Genomic DNA, 25,426 nt, shown 5'->3' with positions numbered 1-25,426 from the left:
AATACTTGACCGCCAGGGTAGGACTTTCTAAGTCCCTCCGGCGCGCCGCCGCCTTTGCGAAGGCGCGGGTTCTAGCACAGGAGCCCCGAAAAGCGCGCAATTTTTGAGGGTGCGCGATGCGTCTGTCGACCAAGGGACGATACGCCGTGATGGCGATGGCCGATCTGGCCAAGAACGGGCGCGGCGACGGCGGCGAAGGCCGGGCCGTATCGCTGGCCGAGATCGCCGCGCGCCAGGAAATTTCGCTGAGCTATCTGGAGCAGCTGTTCGCCCGTCTGAGAAAGAGCGGGCTGGTGCGCAGCGTGCGCGGGCCGGGCGGCGGCTATCGGCTGGCCAAGGGCGCGCACGAGACGGTGGTGGCCGAGATCGTGCTGGCGGTGGACGAACCGATCCGCGCAACCCGCTGCGTGGCGCACGGCACGCCCAAGGGCTGCATGCTGGGCGGCGAGCGCTGCATCACCCACGACCTGTGGGAAGACCTGGGCGACGAGATCCACCGCTATCTGGCCGGCGTGTCGCTGGAGGACGTGGTGATGCGGCGGACCGGCGCGCGGCGTCGCGCGGCCCTGTCGGCCGACGACGGCGCGGCCGTGGGGGTGGCGGCATGAGCGCGATCTATCTGGATTACAACGCCTCGGGCCTGGTGCGGTCCGAGGTGCTGGAGGCCATGACCCGGGCCCTGGCCGACAACGGCAATCCGTCGGCGGTCCATGCGGCCGGGCGGCGCGCGCGGGCGCGGGTCGAGACGGCGCGGGCCCAGGTCGCCGAACTGGTCGGGGCGGACCCGACGGCGGTGGTGTTCGTCAGCGGCGGGACCGAGGCGAACGCGCAAGGCGTCGCCAGCGCCCTGGCGGCGGGCGGCGAAAGGCTGATCGTGTCCGCGACCGAACATCCGTGCGTGGCCGAGACGGCGGCGAACGCCGGCGCGCCGGTCGAGGTTCTGCCCGTCGACGCCAAGGGCGTGATCGACCTGGACTGGCTGGACGCGGCGCTGAAGCGGCCGGGACGCGCCGTGGTCGCCATCCATCACGCCAACAACGAGAGCGGCGTGATCCAGCCGATCGCCAAGGCGGCGCGTCTGGTGCGCGCGGCGGGCGGCTGGCTGCATGTCGACGCCATCCAGTCGGCGGGGAAGATTCCGGTCGATATTCGGACGCTGGACGCCGACAGCCTGACCCTGTCGGCGCACAAGCTGGGCGGGCCGCAGGGCGTGGGCGCCCTGGTCTTCAAGGAAGGCGTGTCGGGCGTTCGCATCCTACACGGCGCGGGTCAGGAGCGCGGGCTGCGCGCGGGCACCGAGAACGTGCCGGGCATCGTCGGCTTCGGCGTGGCCGCCGACTGCGCCGTGCGTGACCTGGAAGCCATGGGATCTCACGCCGCCTGGCGCGACGCCGCCCAGACCCGGGTGAAGACGGCCGGGGCGACCATCATCGGCGAAGGCGCCGACCGCCTGCCCAACACCCTGTTCATGGCGGTCGAGGGCTGGGACAGCCCTCAACAGTTGATCACCCTGGACCTGGCCGGGGTCATGGTGTCGGCGGGATCGGCCTGTTCGTCGGGCAAGGTCAAGCCGTCCAAGACCATCAGCGCCATGGGGCTGGACGCGCTGGCGACCGGGGGCGTGCGCGTCTCCGGCGGCTGGGGCACGACCGAGGGCGACTGGGCGCGGTTCGCCGACGCCTGGGTCGCCGCGTATGACAAGCACAAGGCACGCGCCGCCGCGCGCGTGAGAGAGGTCGCCTGATGGCCGCCGTCAAGGAAACCATCGACGCCGTCGCCGAGCTGGAGCGGTACAAGTACGGCTTCACCTCCGACGTGGAACAGGAGTTCGCGCCCAAGGGCCTGAACGCCGACATCGTGCGCTTCATCTCCGAGAAGAAGGGCGAGCCGGAGTGGATGTTGGAATGGCGTCTGGCCGCCTATGAGCGCTGGCAGGCGATGGAGGAGCCGACCTGGGCGGCGGTGAAATACGCGCCGGTCGATTACCAGGACTTGTTCTACTACGCCGCGCCCAAGAAGAAGGAGGGGCCGAAAAGCCTGGACGAGGTCGATCCCGAACTGCTGGCCGTCTATGAGAAGCTGGGCATCCCGCTGAAGGAGCAGGAGGTGCTGGCGGGCGTCGAGGGCGCGCCGCGCGTGGCCGTGGACGCCGTGTTCGACAGCGTGTCGGTGGTCACCACCTTCAAGGAGGAGCTGGCCAAGGCGGGCGTGATTTTCATGCCCATTTCCGAGGCCTTGCGCGAATATCCTGATCTGGTGCGGCAATATCTGGGGTCGGTGGTTCCGGTCTCGGACAACTATTTCGCGGCGCTGAACAGCGCGGTCTTTTCGGACGGGTCGTTCGTCTACACTCCGCCGGGCGTGCGCTGCCCGATGGAACTGTCGACCTATTTCCGGATCAACGCCAGCCAGACGGGCCAGTTCGAACGGACGCTGATCATCGCCGACAAGGGCAGCTATGTGAGCTACCTGGAAGGCTGCACGGCGCCGATGCGCGACGAGAACCAGCTGCATGCGGCGGTGGTCGAGATCGTGGCGCTGGACGACGCCGAGGTGAAATATTCGACGGTCCAGAACTGGTATCCGGGCGACGCCGAAGGGCGGGGCGGCATCTACAACTTCGTCACCAAGCGGGCCGACTGCCGGGGCGACCGGTCGAAGGTGTCGTGGACGCAGGTGGAGACGGGCTCGGCCGTCACCTGGAAATATCCGTCGTGCATCCTGAAGGGCGAGGAGAGCTCGGGGGAGTTCTATTCCATCGCCATCACCAACGGACATCAGCAGGCCGACACTGGCACCAAGATGATCCATCTGGGCAGGAATTCGAAGTCGCGGATCATCGCCAAGGCGGTGTCGGCGGGGAAGTCGGATTCGACCTATCGCGGCCTGGTCTCGGTGCATCCGAAGGCGACGGGCGTACGCAACTTCACCCAGTGCGACAGCCTGCTGATCGGCAAGGACTGCGGCTCGCACACCATCCCCTATATCGAGGCGCGCAACGGCTCGGCCCAGCTGGAGCATGAGGCGACGACGACGCGCCTGTCGGACGACCAGCTGTTCTACGCCCAGCAGCGCGGGCTGAGCGAGGAGGAGGCGGTGGCCCTGCTGGTCAACGGCTTCGTCCGCGACGTGCTGCAGGAACTGCCGATGGAATTCGCCGTCGAGGCGCAGAAGCTGGTGGCGATCAGCCTGGAGGGAAGCGTGGGGTGATGACGCCGACCGGAGCGCGGACCTCCAGGTCCGCCTCGCCATCGACTGCGGACCTGGAGGTCCGCGCTCCCTTGAACGAAGAATGACAATGCTCTCTATCTCCAACCTCCACGTTTCCGTCGGCGACAAGCCGATCCTCAAGGGGCTGACGCTCGATGTTCCCGCCGGCGAGGTGCACGCCGTCATGGGGCCGAACGGGGCGGGCAAGTCGACGCTGGGCTACGCCCTGTCGGGACGGCCGGGCTATGAGGCGACCGAAGGGTCCGTCGAATGGAACGGCGCGGACCTGCTGGACCTGGATCCGGCCGAGCGGGCGGCCAAGGGCGTGTTTCTGTCGTTCCAGTATCCGATCGAGATCCCCGGCGTGCCGGCCCTGACCTTCGTGCGGACGGCGCTGAACGCTCAGCGCCGCGCGCGCGGCGAGGAGGAGGTGTCGGCGCCCGAGTTCCTGAAGCTGGTCAAGGCGGCGTCCAAGGCGCTGAAGATGGACTTCGACATGCTGAAGCGGCCGCTGAACGTCGGCTTCTCGGGCGGCGAGAAGAAGCGGATGGAGATCCTGCAGATGGCGCTGCTTGAGCCGTCGCTGCTGATCCTGGACGAGACGGATTCGGGCCTGGACATCGACGCCCTGCGCATCGTCGCCGACGGGGTGAACGCCCTGCGGTCGCCCGAGCGGTCGATGCTGGTCATCACCCACTACCAGCGCCTGCTGGACTACATCAAACCGGACCGGGTGCACGTTCTGGCCGCGGGTCGGATCGTGGCGTCGGGCGGGCCGGAGCTGGCGTTGCAGCTGGAGGCGGAAGGCTATGACAAATACCTTCCGGCGGCGGCTTGACGATGATCCTCCCCAGCAAGCGAAGCGCAGCGGGGGAGGGGGACCGCGAAGCGGTGGAGGGGGCGACCCCAGACACCGGCTTCGGGTCCGCCCCCTCCACCATCCTTCGGATGGTCCCCCTCCCCCGTGAACGGGGGAGGATCGGATGAGCGCGCTGTTCGATATCGACCTGGCGGACGCCTCGACCTTTCCGTCACGGCGGACGGAGGCGTGGAAATACAGTGACCTGAAGCGTTATCTTCGCGAAGCGCCGCAGCCGTCGCCGACGGCGGCGATCGGCGCGCCGGGGCCGTTCTACGACCTGGGCGGGGAGGCGATCGTCTTCGCCAACGGACGCGCGGTGGGCGTGACCGACTTCATCGCCTCGGGCGACCAGACGCTGCGGCTGCGCTACATCTCGGACGCCGTGGGCACCGGGCATTCGGCCGGCGCCCGGGTGGCCGCGCGGGCGGGCGCCCGGCTGCTGCTGCTGGAGACGCACGAGGGCGCGGGCTCGGCCTATGTGGCGCACAACACCCTGGAGCTGGACGTGGCGGCCGGCGCCGAGGTGACGCGCATCGTCCTGGTCGAGGAGCCCGAGGACGCCCTGTCGATCGCCCAGGCCCAGGTCAAGGTCGAGGCGGGCGGGGTGTTCCGTCAGACCGTGATCGCCACCGGCGCCAGGCTGCAACGGGTGGAGACGCGGGTCGACCATCACGCGCGCGGCGCGCACGTGCAGGCGGACGGCCTGTATCTGCTGAACGGCGCACGCCAGGCGGACCTGACGAGCGTGGTGCGCCACCTGGACCGGGACGGCACGACCAGCCAGCTGATCAAGGGCGTGGCGCGCGATGCGGCGCGCGGCGTCTTCCAGGGCAAGATCGTGGTCGAGCGCGGGGCGGACGGGACCGACGCGCGGATGGGGCACCATGCCCTGATCGCCAGCGAGCGGGCCGAGATCGACGCCAAGCCGGAACTGATCATCTACGCCGACGACGTGCAGTGCGCGCACGGCAATACGGTGGGGGCGCTGGACGAAAGCGCCCTGTTCTACATGCAGCAGCGCGGCGTTCCGGCCGACGAGGCCCGCGCCCTGCTGACCCAGGCCTTCCTGATCGAGGTCGTCGACCGGATCGAGCACGAAGGCGCGCGAGAGGTGGTGCGGGAATGGCTGACGGCGCGCCTGTGACCCTGTTCGATCCCTACGCCGTGCGGGTGCAGTTTCCGATCCTGTCGCGACAGGTGAATGGCAAGCCGCTGGTCTATCTGGACAACGCCGCCTCGGCCCAGAAGCCGCGTGCGGTGATCGACGCCCTGGTCGCGACGATGGAGGGCGGCTACGCCAACGTCCACCGCGGGCTGCACACCCTGTCGAACGAGGCGACCGAGGCGTTCGAAAAGGCGCGCGAGATCGTGGCCCGCTTCCTGAACGCCGAGACGCCGGAACAGGTCGTCTGGACCAAGGGCGGGACCGAGGCGATCAACCTGGTCGCCAACGGCCTGGGCCTGTCGATCCAGCCGGGCGACGAGATCATCATCTCTGAGATGGAGCATCACTCCAACATCGTGCCGTGGCATCTGCTGCGCGAGCGGCGCGGGGCGGTGCTGAAGTGGATCCCGGTCCTGGACGACGGCTCGCTGGACATGGCCGCCTATGCGGACCTGCTGGGGCCCAGGACGCGGATGGTCGCGGTCACCCATATGTCGAACGTGCTGGGGACGATCAATCCGGTCGCGGAGATCACCCGACTGGCCCATGCGGCGGGCGCGCAGGTGCTGGTCGACGGCTGTCAGGGCGCGGTCCATGCGGCGCCGGACGTGCAGGCGATCGGCTGCGACTTCTATGTTTTGACGGGCCACAAGCTGTTCGCCCCGACCGGCATCGGCGCCCTGTACGGCAAGGCCGAGGCGCTGGAGGCGCTGCCGCCCTATCAGGGGGGCGGCGAGATGATCGGCGTGGTCGAGAAGGACCGCGTCACCTATGCCGCCCCGCCGCATCGGTTCGAGGCCGGCACCCCGCCGATCCTGGAAGCCATCGGCCTGGGCGTCGCGCTGGACTGGCTGGCGCAGTACGACCGGGCGGCGGTGCAGGCGCACGAGCACGCCCTGTACCGGCGCGCGGCCGACCGGCTGGCGGAGCAGGACTGGCTGCGGATCCTGGGGCAGGCGGAGGGCAAGGGCGCCATCCTGACTTTCGCCGTCGAGGGCGCGCACGCCCATGACGTGGCCCAGATCATGGATCGCTACGGCGTGGCGGTGCGGGCGGGCACGCATTGCGCCGAGCCGCTGGCCAAAAGAATGGGGGTGACGTCGAGCACGCGCGCCTCCTTCGCCCTATATAACACCGTGGAGGACGCCGACGCCTTCGTGGACGCGCTGATCAAGGCGCGGAACTTCTTTGTGTAAGGCCCCATGACCGACGACGCGATTCAGGACAACGACGCCTTCAAGGCCGCCTGGGACGAACCCCAGAAGAGCGCCCTGTCGCAGGCCGAGCTGGACACGCTGACCGAGGACCTGATCGAGGCGCTGAAGACGGTCTATGATCCGGAAATCCCTGTCGACATCTATGAGCTGGGGCTGATCTACCGCGTGGATGTCAGCGACGACCGCGACGTGGTGGTGGACATGACCCTGACCGCGCCGGGCTGTCCGGTGGCGGGCGAGATGCCCGGCTGGGTCGAGACGGCGGTGGAGAAGGTGCCGGGCGTGCGCAGCGCCAAGGCCAACCTGGTGTTCGACCCGCCGTGGGACGCCTCCAAGATGAGCGACGAGGCCAAGCTGGCCCTGAATATGTTCTGATGGACAGGTTCCGACCATGACCGACCTGCAGACCACATCCCGCCCGCGCCGGCCGCGCCCCAAGGCCGTCACCCTGACCGACGCCGCCGCCGAGCGGGTGCGCGAGATCCTGGACAACGCCGAGAACGACCACATCGGCCTGCGGATCGGGGTCAAGAACGGCGGCTGCGCGGGGCAGGAATACACCTTCGCCTACGCCGACGAGATCGGGCCGATGGACGAGGTGGTCGAGGACAAGGGCGTCACCATCCTGATCGAGCCCAAGGCGGTGCTGTTCCTGATCGGCACCGAGATCGACTACGAGACGACCCGGCTGGCCTCCAAATTCGTGTTCAACAATCCGAACCAGACCGACGCCTGCGGCTGCGGCGAAAGCGTCACCATCGTGCCGGCCGCCAGCGCCTGACATGGCCTATGACGCGGACTTCGGCGAATGGGTCCGCGAACATTTCGAGGGGCTGGGACCGCTGGAGATCAAGCGGATGTTCGGCGGGGCCGGCGTCTATGCGTCCGGCGTGATGTTCGCCCTGCTGGACGCCGGCGTGGTGTGGCTGAAGGCGGACCAGGCGCTGGCGCCGGCGTTGCGAGAGGCGGGCAGCCGCCAGTTCACCTATCCGACGAAGGACGGGCGGTCGATGAGCATGGGATACTGGACCCTGCCCGACAGCGTCCTGGACGACCCCGACGAAGCGCTGGCCTGGGCGCGGCGGTCGCTGGAGGTCGCGTTGAGGACGGCGGCGTCGCGCCGGACCAGGGCCTGAGTCAGGCGGCGCGTTGGCCGGGGGCGCGGTCGACGGCCGGGGCGCCGGTGATGCGGTTGCGGCCCGCGCGCTTGGAGGCGTAGAGGGCGGCGTCGGCGCGTTCCAGCAGGGCCGCGCAGGGCTCGTCCGGCCGGCGCTCGGCGAAGCCGGCGGACAGGGTGACGGCGCCCAGCTCGTCGTTCGTCGACCGACGCCGCAGCGAGCGGGAGGCGACTTCCTGACGGATGCTTTCCAGCGCGGCCATCACGGCGCCCGCGCTCTCGCCCGGGAAGATGATGGCGAATTCCTCGCCGCCGAAGCGGGCGGCGAAGCGTTGGCCGACGCAGACGCGCGACAGGACGGTGGAGACGTAGCGCAGCACCTGATCCCCCGTCTGATGGCCCCAGGTGTCGTTGAAACGCTTGAAATGGTCGATGTCGAGCAGGGCCAGGGTCAGCGGCGCCTTCTGACCCTCGGCGCAGACCTCGGCCAGGCGTTCGTCGAAGGCCTTGCGGTTGGCCAGGTTGGTCAGGGCGTCCGTCATGGCGTCGCGACGGACCTGTTCCAGATGGTCGCGCAGGCGGGCGACTTCGTTGTTGGAGGCCTCCAGGCGCTTTTCAAGGGCGGCGGTTTCGCGCCGAACCTTGCGCGTGGCGGTGGAGAGGCCGCCGATCACCGTCTTCAGGGCGTCGCCGTCCGTGGCCGTGTCGATGGAGTCCGACGCGCCCGCCAGGGTCTGGCCGTAGTCGGACTGGGTCTTGTGGGCGCGGGCGATGGCGGAGGCGACGCTGGCCAGTTCGCGGTCGAGCACGGCGCCGGCGTCGCGAATCTCGTCGGACAGGCGGCCGCGCGGCAGGAATTCGGCGGCCAGCATCTCCGAGGTCTCCTCGGTGATCGGCAGGTTCTCGGCCAGCATCCGACGAATTTCGCGGCCCAGCGCGCCGTCGGGATCGCCGAGATAGTGCAGCCAGATCTCGAAGTTCAGGGGCGTCGGCCACACGCGGGCCTTTTCCATCTCATCGATGACGTCGCGCGCCAAGGCATAGGCCTGGGGGCCTCGCACCGCCGTTTCGACTTGATTGGACATCCGCTTCCCCCAAAGGACCCCGCGCCGAGGTCCGTCGAGGGAAAAGACTACGGGATGTTCCGTAACGCCGGGTTAAACGGCGACCCGGCTCAGGCCGGAACCACGACCGGACGGCGCAGGAAGGCCGGGATGTCGTCCCCGAAGCCGCGCACGCCGCCCTGGCGGGGGGGCTCGGACCGGGTCGGGCGGGGCTCGCCGCGACGATCGGACTGAAGCAGCTGGGGCTCCATCGGATCGACGACGGAAACCGGCGTCTCGGCCACCGGAATTTCCGCGACCGGCTCGGCCTTCTTGCGGCGGCTGCGCGAACGGGCGGGCTTGTCATCCGCCGCGGCCTCGACGGTTTCGACGGGAGCGGGCGTGGCCTCGACGGCCGCCGGCGCGGAGTCCGCGACGCGCGAACGTCCGCCGCGGGTGCGCTCGCGTCCCCGGGCGGGCTTGCGATCATCGCGCGGACGATCGTGAATCTCGCTGAAGTCGATGCCGTCGAGGACCAGTTCCTCGGGCGTTTTCTTGATGAGCTTCAGCACCTTGTCCAGCGACTTGTCGTCGGCCGGAGTGACGATCATGAAGGCCTCGCCGGTGCGGCCCGCGCGGCCGGTGCGGCCGATGCGGTGGACGTAATCGTCGGCGTGGTGGGCGACGTCGTAGTTGAAGACGTGGCTGACGTCGGGAATGTCCAGGCCGCGCGCGGCGACGTCGGAGGCGACCAGGATCTTCAGCTCCCCGGCGCGGAAGGCCGCCAGGGTCTTCATGCGGTAGGACTGGTCCAGATCGCCGTGGATCGGGGCGGCGTCGATACCGTGCTTCTGCAGCGACTTGGCCACGATATCGACTTCGGACTTGCGGTTGCAGAAGACGATGCCGTTCTTGACGTCGGCCCGTTCGATCAGGGCGCGCAGGGCCGTGCGCTTGGCCTTGGGATCGCTGGTGGGGATGCGCACCAGATACTGGGTGATGGTGTCGGCCGTCTGGGCCGGGCGCGAGACCTCGATCCGGGTCGGATCCTTGAGGAAGGCGGTGGTCAGGCGCGTGATCTCGGGCGGCATGGTGGCCGAGAAGAACAGGGTCTGGCGCCGCGGCGGCGTCAGCTTGAAGATACGCTCGATGTCCGGGATGAAGCCCATGTCGAGCATCCGGTCGGCCTCGTCGACGACCATGATCTCGACGCCCGTCAGCAGCATCTTGCCCCGTTCGAACAGGTCCAGCAGGCGGCCGGGAGTGGCGATCAGGACGTCCACGCCCTTGTTCAGCGCCGCGACCTGGTCGCCCATCGAGACGCCGCCGATCAGCAGCACCCAGTTCAGCTTGGTGCCCTTGGCGTATTTGCCGAAGCTCTCGGCGACCTGGTCGGCCAGTTCGCGGGTGGGGGCCAGGACGATGGCGCGCGGCATCCGGGCGCGGGCGCGGCCCGAGGCCAGACGCTCGACCAGGGGCAGGGTGAAGGCCGCCGTCTTGCCGGTGCCGGTCTGGGCGATGCCCAGAACGTCGCGGCCGGCCAGGGCGACCGGAATAGCCTGCTCCTGGATGGGGGTGGCGGTGGTGTAGCCGGTGGCGGCGACGGCCTGAAGGGTCGTGGGCGAAAGGCCCAGTTGGGAAAATTCGGTCATGAATCCTTGGGAGAGAAAGCGTCTGCGTGCATAGCAGCGACGGAACCGCCCCTCTGTGGGCGAGCGGGCGGCGCGGATCGCAGACCTGTCCCGAGGCTGGGGGCGATATAGAAGTCCCTGCGTAAAAGTCAAGTATTCCGGATCGGTCGTCGCCGCGGAATGAATTCCTATGGCCAAGCTGGAACGCCGCTTGACTCCCGGGGTTGGGAAGGCGGCATATAAGAACAAAAGGAGAACTGACGTGCGGCCCGACCGCGACATCGACGCCCTGCGCGAACGCCTGAAGATGCTGGAGGCCGACGGCCATCCGGTCGATTCCGCGCGCTTCGACCTGGGACACGAGGCGGCGGACCGGCATCTGGGCGGACTGGCGGTCCATGCCCTGCACGAGGTTCATGCCGCGACGACGCCCGATGCGACGGCGGCCCTGGGCTTCGCCCTGGGGCTGGCGCGACGCGCGGCGCCGGACAAGGCGCTGGTGTGGGGCGTGCAGGCGATGGCGGGGCTGGAGACGGGCCACATCCACGGGCCGGGGCTGCGCGAGCTGGGGCTGGACCCCGACCGGGTGGTGCTGGTGCGGGTCAAGGAGACGAAGGACCTGCTGGCGGCGGGGGAGGAGGCGCTGGCCTGCGGGGCGGTCGGGGCGGTGCTGCTGACGGCGTGGGGCGAGGCCAAGACCATGAGCCTGACGGCCAGCCGGCGGCTGTCGCTGGCGGCGGCGCAGGGCCGGGCGACGGCTGTCCTGGTGCGGCTGGCGGCCCCGCCCCAGCCCAGCGCGGCCGAGAGCCGGTGGCGGGTGAAGGCCGCCCCGTCGCGGGCGCTGGAAGCCGAGGCGCCCGGTCATCCGACCTTCGAGGTCGAACTGTTGCGGCATCGGCTGGGCGCGCAGCCGAGATCCTGGATCATGGAGTGGAATCGTGAGCGCGGAGTCTTCCAGAATGGCGGGCAGGAACGGCTCGAACGGCCGGCGGTATCTGGCGGTGTGGTTTCCGTTCCTGCCGACCGATCGATTGCGGCGGGAGGAGGGGCAGTCCGACGCTTCGGCTGAGGCCGCCGTCGTCCTGGTCGAAAAGGTCAAGGGCGCGCTGCGGCTGGCGGCCGCGGACCCGCGCGCGATGGGGCTGGGCCTGTCGCCCGGAATGACCCTGGCCGACGCGCGGGCGCGGGCGCCCGACATCCGCGTGGTCGCGCACCGGCCCGAGGCGGATGCGGCGCTGCTGAAGCGGGTGCTGCTGGATTTCGGCCGTTTCACCCCGATGGCGGCGACCGACGGGCCGGACGGCCTGGCGCTGGACGTGACCGGTTGCGCCCATCTGTTCGGCGGGGAGGCCGGGTTGGTGAAGGCGGTCGAGGCGCGGGCGCGCGGGATCGGCCTGGCGATCCGCACGGCGATGGCGGGCGCGCCCGAGGCGGCGCGGGCGCTGACGCGGTTCGGTCGCGGCGGGATCCATCAGGGCGAAGGCCAGCGCGCGGCGCTGCGCCGCCTGCCGGTGGCGGCGCTGGAGCTGTCGGACAAGGAGACCCAGGCCCTGTCCCGTGCGGGCCTGAAGACCCTGGCGCAGTTGGACGACCGGCCCACGGCGCCGATCGCCGCCCGGTTCGGCGCGGCGGCGGCGACGCGGCTGAACCGGGTGCTGGGGCGTGAGGACGTGCGCATCCGGCCCGAACGGCCGACCCTGATGGTGTCGGTCGACCGGGTTCTGGTCGAGCCGATCACCGAGACGGCCGACATCGAGGCGGTGATCGGCGACCTGCTGGCCGAGGCCATGGACCGGCTGGACCTGCGCGGCCAGGGCGGGCGCGCGTTCCAGGCGGCCTTCTTCCGCGTGGACGGGGAGGTGCGGCGCATCACGGTCCGCACCGGCCGGCCCAGCCGTGACGCGGCCGGGGTGCTGCGCCTGTTCAAGGAACGGCTGGCGGCGCTGGCGCGGCCGCTGGACCCGGGCTTCGGCTTCGACCAGCTGCGCCTGTCCGTGCCGGTCGCGGACCGCCTGGCGTCGCGCCAGCGGGGGTTCGAGCAAACCCCGCCGGGGGCGGAAGATCTGGGGCGGCTGGTCGACCGCCTGACCGCCCGCCTGGGCCCGGAAGCCGTCAGCCGGTTTGAGCCGGTGGCGTCGCACCGGCCGGAACGCGCGGTCCGCCTGATCCCTGCAGCCTTGGCGCCCGCCGCCCTGCCGGTGCGGGCCGAAGAGGGGTGGCCCGAACCGGACCCGGCCGACCCGCCGCTGCGGCCGCTGCAGGTGTTCGATCCGCCCCAGCCGGTTCTGGCCACGGCCGAGGTGCCGGATCATCCGCCGAACCGCTTCATCTGGCGACGCTTGGATCACCGCCTGGTGCGCGTCGAAGGGCCCGAGCGCATCGCCCCCGAATGGTGGCGGCGGCTGGAGACGCCGCTTGAGCCGACGCGCGACTATTACCGGGTCGAGGACCAGGAGGGCCGCCGCTTCTGGCTGTTCCGCTCCGGCTTCTACGGCGAGGAGCCGGCGCCGCGCTGGTTCGTCCACGGCGTCTTCGCATGACCGCCTACGCCGAACTGGCGGCGCGCAGCAACTTCTCCTTCCTGGAGGGGGCGTCGCATCCGAAGCACCTGGTGCTGAGCGCCATCCTGCGCGGGCACACGGGACTGGGGCTGGCGGATCGCAACACCCTGGCCGGCGTGGTGCGGGCCTGGAGCGCGCTGAGGGACTTCCGGGAGGAGGGCTGGGCCCCCGAGAAGAAGCGGGAAGGGGGCGGCCCGGGCGAGTTCGTCTGGGTCGAGGATCCCGAGTTCCAGCACATCGACCGGGAAATGGTGAAGGCGCGCGCCAAGGCCTTCAAGCTGATCCTGGGCGCGCGGCTGCGGTTCAACGACGGGACGCCGGACATCCTGGCCTATCCCGAGGACCGGCAGGGCTGGGCGGGGCTGTGCCGCCTGCTGACGCTGGGCAACCGCCGGGCGAAGAAGGGCCAGTGCGAGATCGGCCTTCCCGATCTGCTGCGGGCGCCGGAGGGGCTGCTGCTGATCGTGACGCCGCCGCGCCGGCTGGACGGGCTGGAAGCGGTGCTGCGCCAGGTGAACGCGGCGGCGCCCGGCGCCGTCTGGCTGGGCGTCGCCATGCGCCGAACGGGCGACGACCGGCGTCGGCTGGCGCGGCTGAAGGCGCTGGGCGCGGCGACGGGCACGCCGCTGCTGGCGGTCAACGACGTGCTCTATCACGACGCCGAGCAGCGCGACCTGCAGGATGTCGTCACCTGCATCCGCGAGGGCGTGACGCTGGAAACCGCCGGGCGCCGTCTGGACCAGAACGCCGAACGCCATCTGAAGCCGGCCCAGGAGATGGCGCGCCTGTTCGCCGATGCGCCCGAGGCGGTGGCCGAGACGCAGGACTTCCTGGCGCGCGTGGCGTTCGATCTGGGGGATCTTCGCTACAACTACCCCGAAGAGCCGGTCCCCCCAAACATGACGGCGCAAGATCGCCTGGTCGAACTGGTGGCTGCCTATGAGCAGCGGAAGTATCCGGAAGGCGTGCCCGGCAAGGTTCGGGATATTCTAGATAAGGAACTGGCTTTCATCGCTGACGGCGAACTGGCTCACTACTTTCTTACGATTCACGACATCGTTCGTTACGCAAACAAGGAAGGCATCCTTTGCCAGGGCCGCGGGTCGGCGGCGAACTCGGCCGTCTGCTATGTTTTGGGGATCACCTCGGTCGATCCCAGCAAGCACGATGTGCTGTTCGAGCGGTTCCTGTCGACGGATCGGAACGAGCCGCCTGACATAGACGTCGATTTCGAGCACGAGCGACGCGAGGAGGTCATCCAGCACATCTACAAGCGATATGGCCGTCACCGCGCCGGCATCGCCGCGACCGTGATCAGATACCGTCCACGCAGCGCCATTCGCGAAGTCGGTAAGGTCATGGGACTGACCGAGGATATCACGGCCCGTCTGGCGGGAAGCCAATGGGGCAGCTTTGGATCGGACATTCCCGATCGACACCTGGAACAGGCCGGGCTTGAGGTCGGAAATCTGACGGTGACCCGTGCTGTCGCCATGACCCGGCGTCTGTTGGAGTTTCCGCGACATCTGTCCCAGCACGTCGGCGGATTTGTCCTGACCCAGGACCGGTTGGATGAACTGGTCCCCATCGGGAATGCGGCCATGCCGAACCGCACCTTCATCGAATGGGACAAGGACGACATCGACGCACTGCGATTGATGAAGGTCGATGTACTGGCGCTGGGGATGCTGACCTGCATCAGAAAGGCGTTCGACCTGATCCATGAGCATCATGCTCGACGCTTGGAGTTGGATTCCTTCGAAGACGAAGACCCGGACGTTTACCGGATGCTCCAGGAGGGGCGCTCAATCGGCGTTTTTCAGGTGGAGAGCCGGGCGCAGATAAACATGCTGCCGAGACTGAAGCCCGCTGAATTCTACGACCTGGCGATACAGGTCGCGATCGTCAGGCCCGGGCCAATCCAAGGAAACATGGTCCACCCCTATCTCCGAAGACGGCAGGGGCTCGAGGAGCCGGATTACGCTGGGCCGAAGCCGCCGCATGATCCCGATGAGTTGAAGGCGATTCTTTGGAAAACGCTCGGTGTTCCGCTGTTTCAGGAACACGCGATGAAGGTGGCTATGGTCGCGGCTGAGTTTTCATCCGGTGAGGCCAACGGCCTGCGCAAAGCGATGGGGACTTTCAGAGGGGACGGCAATCTCTGGAAGTACGAAGACCGAATGGTCAATCGCATGATCGAGCGCGGCTACGACCCCAACTTCGCGCGCAACTGTTTCGAGCAGATCAAGGGCTTCGGCTCCTACGGCTTTCCCGAGAGCCACGCGGTGTCGTTCGCCAAGCTAGTGTACATCTCGTCGTGGATCAAATGCCATCATCCGGCGGTGTTCGCCTGCGCGCTGCTGAACAGCCAGCCGATGGGCTTCTATGCGCCGGCGCAACTGGTGCGGGATGCGCAGGAGAGCCCGCAGAAGGTCGAGGTGCGGGCGATCGACGTGAACCACAGCGTCTGGGACAACACGCTGGAACCCGGCGCGCGCGGCCTGGCGCTGCGGCTGGGGCTGCGGCAGATCGACGGGTTCAGGGAGGATTGGGCCGTGAAGCTGGCGGAGGCGCGCGGCGACGGTTTCTCCGATGTCGAGGAGATGGCGCGGCGGACGGGGCTGGAGGCGGCGGCGATGCGCAAGCTGGCCGACGCGGATGCGTTCCGGTCGCTGGGCCTGGATCGTCGCGAGGGGCTGTGGGCGGTGCGGCGCCTGCCGGACGACGAGCCGCTGCCGCTGTTCCAGGCCGCCAATTCCGTGAAGAACGGCGCCAGGGAACTGGGCGTCGAGGCGGCGGCGAACCTGCCGCTGATGCCGCTGAAGGAGCATATCGCCACCGACTATCAGACCACGCGCCTGTCGCTGAAGGGCCATCCGATGCAGATCCTGCGGCCGGTGTTCCGGGCCGAGGGGGTGCTGAGCGCCGAAGAGGTCAATGCCCAGAAGCACGGGCGGCTGGTGCGCACGGCCGGGGTGGTGCTGGTGCGGCAGCGGCCGGGGACCGGCAACGCCATCTTCGTGACGATGGAGGACGAGACGGGAGTGGTGAACGCCCTGCTGTGGGCGCGGCTGTTCGAGACCTTCCGGCGCGAGGTCATGGCCGCGCGGCTGATGGAGGTGGAGGGCACGGTCGAGAAGAGCGTCGAGGGCGTGCTGCACGTCATGGTCCGGCGCGTCTTCGACCGTTCGGCCGAGCTCAGGCGGTTGTCGGAGGACTATGACCTTCAGGTCGAACTGTCGCGGGCGGATGCGGTGAAATACCCGCAGGCGCCGCGGTCGCCGACCGGCCGCCATCCGCGCGACGTGCGCATCCTGCCAGGGTCGCGCGACTTCCACTGAGCCCGCGCCTCTGAACCTTGGCCGCGGAATGACGTTGTGGCGACGAAGGAGAATCGTCATGGCCGCGCGTCCTACCTGGCAGGGGCATCTGAAGCTGTCGTTGGTGAGTTGTCCGGTCGCCATGTACACGGCGACGGCGTCGTCCAGCCACGTCAGCTTCCATCTGATCAATCCCGAGACCAACAACCGCATCCGCATGGTGCCGACGGATCCGGACACGGGGCCGGTCGAGCGCTCGGACCTGGTCAAGGGCTATGAGGTGTCCAAGGACGAATACGTCCTGTTCGACGACGCCGACTTCGAGCAGGTGCGGCTGGAAAGCACCAAGACGATCTCGATCGACCAGTTCGTCGACGAGAAGGAGATCGATCGCCTGTATTGGGACGACCCCTTCTTCGTCGTGCCCGAGAAGGGCGCCGGCGCCGAGGCGTTCGCGGTGATCCGCGACGCGATGAAGAAGGCGGGCAAGATCGCCATCGGCTGCCTGGTCCTGCGCGGACGCGAGCGGCAGCTGGCGCTGGAGGTGCACGGCAAGGGGCTGGTGGCCTATTCCCTGCGACCGCACGACGAGGTGCGCGACGCCGATGAATTCTTCGACGGCATCCCCACGGTGAAGGCGGACAAGGACATGGTCGAGATCGCCGCACGCATCATCGCCCAGAAGGACGCCGACTTCGATCCCTCGGGATTCAAGGATCGCTACGACGACGCCCTGCGCGAGATGATCAAGGCCAAACAGAAGGGGCAGGGCGTGGTCGCCGCGCCAGAGCCCGAGGACACCAACGTCATCGACCTGATGGAGGCGCTTCGCGCCAGCCTGAAAGGGTCGGCCGGCGGCGCCAAGAAGGCCCCGGCGAAGAAGGCCGCCGCCAAGAAAAGCGCGACGACGGCCAGCAAGACCCCTGCGAAGAAGACGACCCGAAAGACGGCGGCCTGATCAGCCGGCCGCCGGGACCGGCGTCGACGCGCCGCGGCGCGCAAGGACCAGCACCAGCAGCAGGCCCAGGCCCGCGGCGCCGGCCCCGGCCAGGGACACGGCCGGATAGCCCAGGCCGCCGGCGATGACCGCGCCGCCCAAGGCCGCACCGATGGCGTTGCCCAGGTTGAAGGCGCCGATGTTGACCGAAGACGCCAGGTTCGGCGCGTCCGAGGCGGCGGCCATGACCCGCACCTGCAGCGGGGGCACCAGGGCGAAGCTGGCCACGCCCCACAGGAAGACCAGGACCGACGTCGGAATCGCGAAGGGCATGGCGAACGCGAAGGCGATCAGGATGGCCGACAAGCTCGCCAGGGTGACGATCAGGGTCCGATCGACCGAGCGGTCGGCGAACTTTCCGCCCAGCCAGTTGCCGACGGTCAGGCCCAGGCCGTAGGTCACCAGCATGGCGGTGATGAAGCCGACCGAGGCGTGGGTCGCGTCGCGCAGGATCGGCGCGATATAGGTGAAGACGGTGAACATGGCGCTGGAGCCGATCACCGTCAGGGCCAGGGCGGCCAGGACCGGGCCGCGCCCCAGGGCGCGAAGCTCGGCGATCCCGTCGCCCCCGGACGGAGCGGGCAGGTTCGGCAGGGTCAGGCGCAGGGCGGCGATGACGATCACGCCGACGCCGGCGATGCCCCAGAAGCTGGCGCGCCAGCCCAGCGCGTCCCCGGCCCAGGTCGCCAGCGGCACGCCCACGACATTGGCGATGGTCAGGCCCATGAACATGGCGGCGACCGCACCCGCCTGGCGGTTCGGCGGGACCAGGCCGGCGGCGACGATGGAGCCGACGCCGAAGAAGGCGCCGTGGTTCAGCGAGGTGACGACCCGCGCCGCCAGCAGCATCCCATAGCTGTCCGATATGGCGGCCAGCAGATTGCCCGCGGTGAAGATGACCGCCAGTCCGATCAGCAGGGTTCGGCGCGGCACGCGGCCCGTGGTCAGGGTCATCAGGGGCGCGCCCAGCATGACGCCCAGCGCATAGGCGCTGATCAACAGGCCGGCCGAGGGGATCGACACGCCCAGGTCCGTGGCGATGACGGGCAACAGGCCCATCGGCGCGAATTCGGTCACGCCGATGCCGAAGGCGCCGGCGGCCAGCGCCAGCAGGGGAGGATTGAGTTTCATGGGAGGAGGCCTTCGACTTGGGGCGGTCAGACCAGCGGCGGGTTCAGGCGGGCGAACCCTTCCTGCTGGCGATAGGGGGCGTGGGGGTAGGCGGGCATGACGTCGCTGGCGGCGTCGAGGACGGCGACCTGTTCGGGCGTCAGGCTCCAGCCCACCGCGCCCAGGTTCTGGCGCAGCTGATCCTCGTTGCGGGCGCCGATGATGACCGAGGCGACGGTCGGGCGACGCAGCAGCCAGTTGATCGCCACCTGGGGCACGGTCTTGCCCGTCTCGGCCGCGACGGCGTCCAGCGCATCGACGACGCGATAAAGGTGTTCGTCGTCCACCGGCGGGGCGAACTGGGCCGTCTCGTGCAGGCGGCTGCCCTCTGGGATCGGCGCGTCGCGACGGATCTTGCCGGTCAGGCGGCCCCAGCCCAGCGGGCTCCAGACCAGAGCGCCGACCCCCTGGTCGGCGGCCAGGGGCATCAGGTCGGCCTCATAGGCGCGGCCGATCAGCGAATAATAGACCTGGTGGGCCACGAAGCGCGGCCAGCCGTGGCGCTCGGCGGCGGCCAGACCCTTCATCAGCGCCCAGCCGGGATAGTTGGAGACGCCCGCGTGGCGCACCTTGCCCGCGCGGACCAGGACGTCGAGCGTGGACAGCAACTCCTCGACCGGGGTCGAGGCGTCGAAGGCGTGCAGTTGCAGGATGTCGATGCGGTCGGTCCCCAGGCGGCGCAGGGCGGCCTCCACCGCGCGGATCAGGCGGTCGCGCGACACGCCCCAGTCGCCGGGGCCGTCGCCCGTCGGCAGGCCGGTCTTGGTCGATATCAGGACGGCGTCGCGGCGGCCCTGGATCGCCTGGCCCAGCACCTCTTCCGAAGCGCCGTCGGAATAGACGTCGGCCGTATCGAACAGGGTGACCCCGGCCTCCAGGCAGATGTCGACCAGTTTGCGCGCCTCAGCCGCGTCGCTGTTTCCCCAGGCCCCGAACAGGGGGCCGGAGCCGCCGAAGGTCCCCGCGCCGAAGCTGAGGGCCGGCACGCGCAGGCCCGATGCGCCCAGTTGACGATATTCCATGACAATCCCTTTCGATCCGGTGCGACGCACAGATGGACGGGGAGACGACGCCGGGGTAGGGCGTCGGCAGGCCAAGGATTTTTGACATGAACGCAAAGATGCAGGCGTCAGGCGCGGACCGCGCGCGAGAGATGGAGGTGTTCGCGGCGGTGGCGGCCGGCGGCAGCTTCTCGGCGGCCGGACGAAGGCTGGGCCTGACGCCGTCGGCGGTCAGCCGGACCGTGGACCGGATCGAGGCGCGGCTGGGGGTGCGCCTGATGCTGCGCACGACCCGCGCCCTGGCCCTGACGGCGGAAGGCCAGGCCTATCTGGCCGCCGCGCGGCGCATCCTGGCCGACCTGGACGACGCCGAACAGGGCGTCGCCGACCAGGGGGCGCCGAGGGGGCGGCTGCGGGTGAGCGCGGCGCTGGCGCACGGCCGCCAACAGGTGGTGCCGCTGCTGGGCGCGTTCGTGCGGCGCTATCCGCACATCCTGGTGGACATCAACCTGACCGATACGGTGGTCGATGTGGCGGCGGGGCAGGCGGACGTGGCGATCCGGTTCGGGCCGCTGGCCGACAGTCCTCTGACCGCCCGGCGCCTGGGCGAGACGGGGCGGACCATCGTGGCCTCGCCGGACTATCTGGCGCGCAAGGGGACGCCGCGCACGCCCGAGGACCTGCACGACCACGACTGCCTGAACTTCAACTTCCGCCGGGCCGAGCCGGTCTGGCCGTTCCGCAAGGACGGGCGCGACTACGCCCTGACGGTGCACGGGCCGGTGGAGGCCAACAACGGCGAGACCCTGACCCAACTGGCGCTGGCGGGTGTCGGCGTGACCCGCGTCGGGCATTTCAGCGTCGGCGACGCCATCGCCGAGGGCCGCCTCGTGCCGCTGCTGGAGGCGTTCAATCCCGGCGACCGGGAGCCGATCCACGCCGTCTTCGTCGGCGGCGCCAACACGCCGGCGCGGGTGCGGGTGTTCGTCGATTTCCTGGTCGAACGGCTGAGGTGACGGGGCCTGGCTAGAGACCCATCTTCTTGAGGGCCGGCTTCAGCGAGGCCTCGGCCTTGCGAAAGTCCTTCCAGGGATCGGGCTTCTTCAGCAGGGCGGCGGCGTCGGCGATGGTGTAGGCGCGGGGATCCAGGCCCGCCTTCACCTGTCCCCACGACAGGGGGAAGGCGATGGTCGCGCCCGGCCGGGCGCGCGGCGACCAGGGGGCGACGGCGGTGGCCATGCGGCCGTTGCGGAGATAGTCGAGGAAGATCTTTCCGCCGCGCGCCTTCTTGGCCAGGGTGGTGGTGAAGCGCTCGGGATGGTCCTTGCGCATGGCCTCCGACACCGCCTTGGCGAAGGCCTTGGCCTGGTCCCATTCGACGCGGCTGCGGCTGTCGGACTTGATCGGGACGACGACGTGCAGGCCCTTGCCGCCGGTCGTCTTGACGAAGGGCGTCAGGCCCAGGCCCTCCAGATAGGGTTTCAGCATCCGTGCGGCGGCGATGACGTCGCCGAAGTCCAGGCCCTCGTCCGGGTCCAGATCAAAGGTGATCTGGTCGGGCGTTTCGGGGTCCCCGGGACGGCAACCCCACGGATGAAGCTCCAGTCCGCCGGATTGGCCGATGGCGACCAGGCCGCCCGCGTCGGAGACGCCGACGTAGGGCTTGCGTTCCTTGACGTCGATCAACGCAAGGCGGGGACTGTGGCCCGGCATGGCGTGACGCTGGAAGAAGCGCTCGCCGTCGATCCCCTCGGGCGCGCGCACGATCGACACCGGCCGCTGGGCGACGTGGGTCAGAAGGCGCGGGGCGGCCGCCTCGTAATAGCGGGCCAGGTCGGCCTTGGTGACCGCCGGCCGGCCGCCCTGGGCCGGCCACAACACCTTGTCCGGGTGGGACAGGGTCACGCCGGCCACCACGACCTTGCCGCCGCGCGGCGCCGGAGCCTTCGCGGCCTTCGCCGCCGTCGGGGCGGACGCGGGGGGCTGGGGTTGGGCCGTCACCTCGCGCGCCGCCTTGTCCTCGCGCAGGCCCTTGTAGGAGGCCTGGCGGACCGAGCCGGCCTCGGTCAGGCCGGCGTGTTCGATCTCGGCCACCAGGACGGGTTTCAGCCAGTGGATGTCGCGACCGCCCTTGGGCGCGGCCTTGCCGGCGAAGGGGCTCTCGTCCGCGGCGGCCTTCTTGAGGGCGGGCAGCAGGGTCTTGGTCAGGGCGGCCGAGAAGCCGGTGCCGACGCGACCCATGTAACGCAGCCCGCCCTTGTCCTTCACCCCGACCAACAGGGAGCGCAGCCGCGACCCGCCCTCGGACGACCAGCCGCCGATCACGACCTCATCGCGGCCCCGGCATTTGGACTTGACCCAGGTGACAGTGCGGCCGGCCTTGTAGGGCGCGTCCAGCCTCTTGGAGATGACCCCTTCCAGGTCCATGCGGCAGGCGCTGAGCAGGACCGCCTCGCCGGAGGAGGCGAAATGGTCGACGAAACGCAGGTTCGGACCGGCCTTGCCGACGCGGTCGCAATAGGCCTGCAGGCGCGCCTTGCGATGCGACAGGGGCTTGGCGCGAAGATCCTCGTCCCCCTCGAACAGCAGGTCGAAGGCGAAATAGACCAGGCTGTCGGTCTTGCCGTCCGATATGGCGGCCTGGAGGGCGGAGAAGTCGGGGGTGTGGTCGGCGTCCAGCGCGCACAGTTCGCCGTCGATCACGCCATCCGGCCAGGTCGCGGCCTGGGCGGCCAGGGCGGGAAACCGATCGGTCCAGTCCAGACCGCTGCGCGTGCGCAGGACCGCCTGGCCGCCGCCGACCGCGATCTGGATGCGATAGCCGTCGAACTTGATCTCGTGCACCCAACCGGCGCCGCCGGGGGGATGGTCGACCACCTTGGCGAACTGCAGGGGCGTGAAGGCGCGGGGTCGGGACGAGCTGGAGGCGGCGGCGCGGGTCGGCTTGGGCTTGGGCGGGGCCTTGCGCGTGGTGGGCCGCGAGCGGGTCCAGCGAGACGCACCCCCGGCGATCTCGGCCATCGAGCGGCCGGTGGTGATCGACGCATCGATCTCGGCCAGGGCGTCGCCCTCGCCCTCGACGGCCTGGTCGTCCTTTTCCTTCAGCAGCAGCCAGTTGTTGCGCTTCGACGGCTTGCCGCGATCGGATTTCAGCCGCACCAGCGCCCACCCGCCCTTCAGGCGCTCGCCGTCCAGCGTCAATTTCAGGACGCCCTTTCTGAAGGCGGCCTCGACATCCTCGTCCTGGGGGGTCCAGGTTCCCGTGTCCCACATCTGCACCGTGCCGGCCCCGTAGGCGCCGCCGGGAATGGTCCCTTCGAAGTCGCCGTAGTCGAGGGGATGGTCCTCGACCTCGACCGCCAGCCGCTTGACGGACGGGTCGCGCGACGGCGCCTTGGTGACCGCCCAGGACTTGAGCACGCCGTCCCATTCGATGCGGAAATCGTAGTGAAGACGCGTCGCGGCGTGTCGCTGGATCAGATAGCGCAGCCGGCCCCGATTGGAGCGACCCTTGCGGCCGCGCGGCTCGGGCGTGCTCTCGAAGTCGCGCTTGCCGCGATAGGTGTCGAGTTCGCCGCGCATGGCCGTACCTCCTTCAGCGTCGCCATGAACGCATGAAGGGCGCGAGAGGGCCCAAACGAAAATCGCCGGACGGGCGGCCCGTCCGGCGATCCTGCGACTGGGTTCAGTGTTGGGTCAGCGCTTGCCGAAGATGAGGTCGCCGAACTTGGCGAAGAAGCCCTTGCTCTCGGCGGCGGGCGCCGGGGCGGCCGTCGGGGCCGGCGCGGGCTTGGCCGCGGCGACCGGTTCCGGCTTGGGCGCAACCGCGGCGGCGGCGGCGGGCTCGGGAGCCGCAGCCTTGGGGGCGGGCGCAGGCTTCGGCGCCGCGGCCTTGGGCGCCGAGGGCTTCGAGGCGGTCGTCTTGGCGGCCGGGGCCTTGACGGCGGGCTTGGGGGCGGCGGCCTTCGCAGCGGCCGGCTTCGGGGCCGCGGCCTTCGGGGCGGCGGTCTTGACGGCCGGCGCCTTCGCTTCAGCGGTTTTCGGCGCGGCCGACTTGACCGGAGCGGTCTTGGCGACGGCGGTCTTGGTCGCCGTCTTCGAAGCGGCGGTCTTGGGAGCGGTCGTCTTTGGCGCGGTCGTCTTGGGCGCCGCCTTCGCGGCGGCCGGAGCCTTGGCCGTCACAGGCTTGGGCGTCTTGGCGGCGGCGGCCTTCGGCGCGGCGGGCTTTTTCGCGGCCGCCGGCTTGGCGGCGGCGGGTTTCGACGTAGACGGTGCTTTAGCCATGTATTTCCCCGACCCCTCGGTTTAGACGACGCGGCGTGGTTCAGGCGAAAGCGCCGGGCCGCAACGATTCGCCATGATAGCGGTGTTTGAGAAATGTCCGAGTCCGCAATTCAGTTAATCGCGCGCGGTCCGCGCGCCGCCGCCGAGGCCGCCGCCGCCGCCATCGACGCCGATCCGCTGCTGGAAGGCGCGACCTATTCCATCCTGGAGGAGGACGAGGACCGCAACATCTGGCGCATCGACGCCTTTCCGACCTCGCAAGACGAGGTGGAGGGCCTGAAGGCGCGGCTGGCCGATCACCCCGTCACCGTCTCGGTCGAGAAGCTGGCGGACGCCGACTGGCTGGCCATGTCCCTGTCGGGATTGCCGCCGGTGCGGGCGGGGCGGTTCTTCGTCTATGGCGCCCATGACGAGGGGCGGGTGCCGCCCAACGCGGTGGCCCTGAAGATCGACGCCGGCGCCGCCTTCGGCACCGGCCACCACGGCACCACCGTCGGCTGCCTGGAGGCGTTCGACGACCTGCTGAAGCGCGAGCGGTTCGAACGGGTGCTGGATGTCGGATGCGGCACGGGCGTGCTGGCCATCGCCGCCGCGCGCACCGGCAGCCGCGTGGCGGTCGGCACCGACATCGACGCGCCCTCGGTGCGGATCGCCAACGAGAACGCGCAACTGAACGCGGCCAAGGCGTCCTTCGTCCACGCCTCGGGCCTGAACGACCAGCGGGTGCGCCGGCACGGCCCCTACGACCTGGTGTTCGCCAACATCCTGGCGCCGCCGCTGGTGGCCCTGTCGCAGGATATCAAGATGGCGCTGAACCTGGGCGGCGTGGCCATCCTGTCGGGCCTGCTGCGGACGCAGGAGCGCCGGGTGACGGCGGCCTACGCCTCGCGCGGGTTCCGGCTGGAAAAGCGCATTCGCCACGACGCCTGGAGCGCCCTGGTGCTGCGCCGGATGGCGTGATCAGAACAGGCTGAAGTCCGGCTGGCCGGTCGAGGCGGCCAGGCCGCCGTCCACCGACAGCACATGGCCGTGCACGAAGCTGGCGTCGTCGCTGGCCAGGAAGGCGACGACGGCGGCGATCTCCTCGGGCTGGGCGCCGCGACCCATAGGGATCAGCTTGGCGAACTCCTGCATCAGCGCCTTGTCGTCCTCCATCTCGGCGGTCATGCCGGTGTGGACCAGGGTGGGCGCGACGGCGTTGACGCGAACGCCGTCCTTGCCGCTGTCGCGGGCCAGGGCGCGGGTGAGATTGGCCACGGCGCCCTTCGAGATATTGTAGCCCAGCATCTGGCTGTCGCCGCCCAGACCGGAGATCGAGGCGGTGTTGACGATGCAGCCGCGGCTCTTCTTCAGGTGAGGATAGGCGGCGCGGCAACCGTACAGCACGCCGTCGACATTGATGGCCATGACCTTGCGATAGTCGTCCAGCGTCATGGTCTGCACCGTGCCGTCGCACCCGACGCCAGCGTTGTTGTGGATGACGTCCAGGGCGCCGAAGCGATCGACGGCGGCCTGGACCATGCCCTCGACGTCGTCCTGACGCGAGACGTCGACGATCCGGGTGATCACGCGGGAGGTGTCCAGGCCGGACAGGGTCTCGGCCAGGCCGTCCTCGTCCCGGTCGGCGGCCAGGACGTTGGCGCCCTCGCCGGCGAAGCGGCGGACGGCGGCCTGACCGATGCCGGACCCGCCGCCGGTGACGATCACGGTCTTTCCTGAAAAGCGGCTCATGCTGTGCTCCTTTTGCTGCATCGGGGGGTTGCGGGCACAACCGGACCGCCGCCGCCCCGTTCCATCAGCAGATTTTGATCGCCCCGCGACGGGTTGAGCGGAACGCGGCCTGGGCCT

General features: G+C 69.7%; 22 protein-coding genes. 15 read left to right on the top strand and 7 right to left on the bottom strand.

Annotation, left to right across the window (positions count from 1 at the left end):
• Nucleotides 1-116 precede the first annotated feature (116 nt).
• The 9 genes from M8231_RS08475 to M8231_RS08435 all read left to right on the top strand — a co-directional run bounded on the left by M8231_RS08475 (nt 117) and on the right by M8231_RS08435 (nt 7,590).
• Nucleotides 117-608 (top strand): Rrf2 family transcriptional regulator, encoded by a 492-nt coding sequence (locus M8231_RS08475; protein ID WP_249750336.1) that lies wholly within the window; start codon nt 117-119, stop codon nt 606-608.
• On the top strand, nt 605-1,744 hold the full coding sequence (locus M8231_RS08470; protein ID WP_249750337.1) for a cysteine desulfurase family protein: 1,140 nt from the start codon (nt 605-607) through the stop codon (nt 1,742-1,744). The genes M8231_RS08475 and M8231_RS08470 overlap by 4 nt, the downstream gene beginning before the upstream one ends.
• Nucleotides 1,744-3,210 (top strand): Fe-S cluster assembly protein SufB, encoded by a 1,467-nt coding sequence (gene sufB, locus M8231_RS08465; RefSeq protein WP_250201263.1) that lies wholly within the window; start codon nt 1,744-1,746, stop codon nt 3,208-3,210. Before M8231_RS08470 ends, sufB begins: the two co-directional genes overlap by 1 nt.
• An 88-nt stretch (nt 3,211-3,298) precedes the next feature.
• Nucleotides 3,299-4,048, top strand: a complete 750-nt coding sequence (gene sufC, locus M8231_RS08460) for a Fe-S cluster assembly ATPase SufC (protein ID WP_249750339.1) — start codon at nt 3,299-3,301, stop codon at nt 4,046-4,048.
• 145 nt (nt 4,049-4,193) lie between these two features.
• Nucleotides 4,194-5,216, top strand: coding sequence for a Fe-S cluster assembly protein SufD (gene sufD / locus M8231_RS08455; RefSeq protein WP_249750340.1), 1,023 nt, complete (start codon nt 4,194-4,196; stop codon nt 5,214-5,216).
• Nucleotides 5,195-6,433 (top strand): aminotransferase class V-fold PLP-dependent enzyme, encoded by a 1,239-nt coding sequence (locus M8231_RS08450; RefSeq protein ID WP_250201262.1) that lies wholly within the window; start codon nt 5,195-5,197, stop codon nt 6,431-6,433. Before sufD ends, M8231_RS08450 begins: the two co-directional genes overlap by 22 nt.
• Before the next feature lie 6 nt (nt 6,434-6,439).
• Nucleotides 6,440-6,829 (top strand): SUF system Fe-S cluster assembly protein, encoded by a 390-nt coding sequence (locus tag M8231_RS08445; protein ID WP_201216881.1) that lies wholly within the window; start codon nt 6,440-6,442, stop codon nt 6,827-6,829.
• Nucleotides 6,830-6,845: 16 nt separating this feature from the next.
• Nucleotides 6,846-7,235 (top strand): HesB/IscA family protein, encoded by a 390-nt coding sequence (locus tag M8231_RS08440; RefSeq protein WP_249750342.1) that lies wholly within the window; start codon nt 6,846-6,848, stop codon nt 7,233-7,235.
• 1 nt (nt 7,236) lies between these two features.
• Complete coding sequence (locus M8231_RS08435; RefSeq protein ID WP_249750343.1) at nt 7,237-7,590, top strand: TfoX/Sxy family protein; 354 nt, start codon at nt 7,237-7,239, stop codon at nt 7,588-7,590.
• Nucleotide 7,591: 1 nt separating this feature from the next.
• On the opposite strand, the gene M8231_RS08430 is transcribed toward M8231_RS08435, so the two are convergent.
• Together M8231_RS08430 and M8231_RS08425 are read right to left on the bottom strand one after the other, a co-directional pair.
• The gene (locus M8231_RS08430; protein WP_249750344.1) at nt 7,592-8,656 is read right to left on the bottom strand and encodes a GGDEF domain-containing protein; all 1,065 of its coding nucleotides are present in this window, start codon (nt 8,654-8,656) and stop codon (nt 7,592-7,594) included.
• Nucleotides 8,657-8,745: 89 nt separating this feature from the next.
• Nucleotides 8,746-10,266: a DEAD/DEAH box helicase gene (locus tag M8231_RS08425; RefSeq protein WP_250201261.1), complete on the bottom strand. Its 1,521-nt coding sequence runs from the start codon at nt 10,264-10,266 to the stop codon at nt 8,746-8,748.
• 241 nt (nt 10,267-10,507) lie between these two features.
• Between M8231_RS08425 and M8231_RS16900 the strand changes: the two genes are divergently transcribed.
• The 4 genes from M8231_RS16900 to ku are packed head-to-tail and all read left to right on the top strand — an operon-like array spanning nt 10,508 to nt 17,084.
• Nucleotides 10,508-11,314, top strand: a complete 807-nt coding sequence (locus M8231_RS16900) for an ImuA family protein (RefSeq protein ID WP_283843670.1) — start codon at nt 10,508-10,510, stop codon at nt 11,312-11,314.
• The gene (locus M8231_RS08410) at nt 11,205-12,785 is read left to right on the top strand and encodes a Y-family DNA polymerase (protein WP_250201260.1); all 1,581 of its coding nucleotides are present in this window, start codon (nt 11,205-11,207) and stop codon (nt 12,783-12,785) included. Before M8231_RS16900 ends, M8231_RS08410 begins: the two co-directional genes overlap by 110 nt.
• A complete protein-coding gene (locus M8231_RS08405) occupies nt 12,782-16,147 on the top strand; it encodes an error-prone DNA polymerase (RefSeq protein ID WP_250201259.1) in 3,366 nt (1,121 codons plus the stop codon). The genes M8231_RS08410 and M8231_RS08405 overlap by 4 nt, the downstream gene beginning before the upstream one ends.
• 58 nt (nt 16,148-16,205) lie before the next feature.
• Nucleotides 16,206-17,084, top strand: coding sequence for a non-homologous end joining protein Ku (gene ku / locus M8231_RS08400; protein WP_249750349.1), 879 nt, complete (start codon nt 16,206-16,208; stop codon nt 17,082-17,084).
• Here ku and M8231_RS08395 read toward each other — a convergent pair whose 3' ends face one another.
• Together M8231_RS08395 and M8231_RS08390 are read right to left on the bottom strand one after the other, a co-directional pair.
• A complete protein-coding gene (locus M8231_RS08395; RefSeq protein WP_249750350.1) occupies nt 17,085-18,254 on the bottom strand; it encodes an MFS transporter in 1,170 nt (389 codons plus the stop codon). It abuts the gene before it with no gap.
• Nucleotides 18,255-18,280: 26 nt separating this feature from the next.
• Nucleotides 18,281-19,315, bottom strand: a complete 1,035-nt coding sequence (locus tag M8231_RS08390; RefSeq protein WP_250201258.1) for an aldo/keto reductase — start codon at nt 19,313-19,315, stop codon at nt 18,281-18,283.
• Between the two features lie 86 nt (nt 19,316-19,401).
• On the opposite strand from M8231_RS08390, the gene M8231_RS08385 reads away from it, so the two are divergent.
• Nucleotides 19,402-20,310, top strand: a complete 909-nt coding sequence (locus tag M8231_RS08385) for a LysR family transcriptional regulator (protein ID WP_348521877.1) — start codon at nt 19,402-19,404, stop codon at nt 20,308-20,310.
• Nucleotides 20,311-20,320: 10 nt separating this feature from the next.
• Here the strand turns inward: M8231_RS08385 and ligD are convergent, their stop codons facing one another.
• Nucleotides 20,321-22,876, bottom strand: a complete 2,556-nt coding sequence (gene ligD / locus M8231_RS08380) for a DNA ligase D (RefSeq protein WP_250201257.1) — start codon at nt 22,874-22,876, stop codon at nt 20,321-20,323.
• 114 nt (nt 22,877-22,990) lie between these two features.
• Nucleotides 22,991-23,578, bottom strand: a complete 588-nt coding sequence (locus M8231_RS08375) for a hypothetical protein (RefSeq protein WP_249750356.1) — start codon at nt 23,576-23,578, stop codon at nt 22,991-22,993.
• Nucleotides 23,579-23,671: 93 nt separating this feature from the next.
• Between M8231_RS08375 and M8231_RS08370 the strand changes: the two genes are divergently transcribed.
• Nucleotides 23,672-24,538, top strand: coding sequence for a 50S ribosomal protein L11 methyltransferase (locus M8231_RS08370; RefSeq protein ID WP_249750357.1), 867 nt, complete (start codon nt 23,672-23,674; stop codon nt 24,536-24,538).
• Here the strand turns inward: M8231_RS08370 and budC are convergent, their stop codons facing one another.
• Nucleotides 24,539-25,309 (bottom strand): meso-2,3-butanediol dehydrogenase, encoded by a 771-nt coding sequence (budC, locus tag M8231_RS08365; RefSeq protein ID WP_249750358.1) that lies wholly within the window; start codon nt 25,307-25,309, stop codon nt 24,539-24,541. It abuts the gene before it with no gap.
• Nucleotides 25,310-25,426: the final 117 nt, after the last annotated feature.

Source organism: Brevundimonas albigilva (assembly GCF_023573565.1).
GTDB lineage: Bacteria > Pseudomonadota > Alphaproteobacteria > Caulobacterales > Caulobacteraceae > Brevundimonas > Brevundimonas albigilva.
This window is presented reverse-complemented; position numbering and strand designations above follow the sequence as displayed.

Excerpts from the sequence above, each read along its gene's own strand:
- M8231_RS08370 (WP_249750357.1), top strand. The coding sequence starts at position 23,672 with ATGTCCGAGTCCGCAATTCAGTTAATCGCGCGCGGTCCGCGCGCCGCC.
- sufB (WP_250201263.1), top strand. The coding sequence starts at position 1,744 with ATGGCCGCCGTCAAGGAAACCATCGACGCCGTCGCCGAGCTGGAGCGG.
- M8231_RS08445 (WP_201216881.1), top strand. The coding sequence starts at position 6,440 with ATGACCGACGACGCGATTCAGGACAACGACGCCTTCAAGGCCGCCTGG.
- ligD (WP_250201257.1), bottom strand. The coding sequence starts at position 22,876 with ATGCGCGGCGAACTCGACACCTATCGCGGCAAGCGCGACTTCGAGAGC.
- M8231_RS08430 (WP_249750344.1), bottom strand. The coding sequence starts at position 8,656 with ATGTCCAATCAAGTCGAAACGGCGGTGCGAGGCCCCCAGGCCTATGCC.
- M8231_RS08410 (WP_250201260.1), top strand. The coding sequence starts at position 11,205 with ATGGCGGGCAGGAACGGCTCGAACGGCCGGCGGTATCTGGCGGTGTGG.
- M8231_RS08405 (WP_250201259.1), top strand. The coding sequence starts at position 12,782 with ATGACCGCCTACGCCGAACTGGCGGCGCGCAGCAACTTCTCCTTCCTG.
- ku (WP_249750349.1), top strand. The coding sequence starts at position 16,206 with ATGGCCGCGCGTCCTACCTGGCAGGGGCATCTGAAGCTGTCGTTGGTG.
- M8231_RS08450 (WP_250201262.1), top strand. The coding sequence starts at position 5,195 with ATGGCTGACGGCGCGCCTGTGACCCTGTTCGATCCCTACGCCGTGCGG.
- M8231_RS08435 (WP_249750343.1), top strand. The coding sequence starts at position 7,237 with ATGGCCTATGACGCGGACTTCGGCGAATGGGTCCGCGAACATTTCGAG.
- M8231_RS08385 (WP_348521877.1), top strand. The coding sequence starts at position 19,402 with ATGAACGCAAAGATGCAGGCGTCAGGCGCGGACCGCGCGCGAGAGATG.
- M8231_RS08390 (WP_250201258.1), bottom strand. The coding sequence starts at position 19,315 with ATGGAATATCGTCAACTGGGCGCATCGGGCCTGCGCGTGCCGGCCCTC.
- M8231_RS08395 (WP_249750350.1), bottom strand. The coding sequence starts at position 18,254 with ATGAAACTCAATCCTCCCCTGCTGGCGCTGGCCGCCGGCGCCTTCGGC.
- sufD (WP_249750340.1), top strand. The coding sequence starts at position 4,194 with ATGAGCGCGCTGTTCGATATCGACCTGGCGGACGCCTCGACCTTTCCG.
- M8231_RS08470 (WP_249750337.1), top strand. The coding sequence starts at position 605 with ATGAGCGCGATCTATCTGGATTACAACGCCTCGGGCCTGGTGCGGTCC.
- budC (WP_249750358.1), bottom strand. The coding sequence starts at position 25,309 with ATGAGCCGCTTTTCAGGAAAGACCGTGATCGTCACCGGCGGCGGGTCC.
- M8231_RS08375 (WP_249750356.1), bottom strand. The coding sequence starts at position 23,578 with ATGGCTAAAGCACCGTCTACGTCGAAACCCGCCGCCGCCAAGCCGGCG.
- M8231_RS08440 (WP_249750342.1), top strand. The coding sequence starts at position 6,846 with ATGACCGACCTGCAGACCACATCCCGCCCGCGCCGGCCGCGCCCCAAG.
- M8231_RS08425 (WP_250201261.1), bottom strand. The coding sequence starts at position 10,266 with ATGACCGAATTTTCCCAACTGGGCCTTTCGCCCACGACCCTTCAGGCC.
- M8231_RS08475 (WP_249750336.1), top strand. The coding sequence starts at position 117 with ATGCGTCTGTCGACCAAGGGACGATACGCCGTGATGGCGATGGCCGAT.
- sufC (WP_249750339.1), top strand. The coding sequence starts at position 3,299 with ATGCTCTCTATCTCCAACCTCCACGTTTCCGTCGGCGACAAGCCGATC.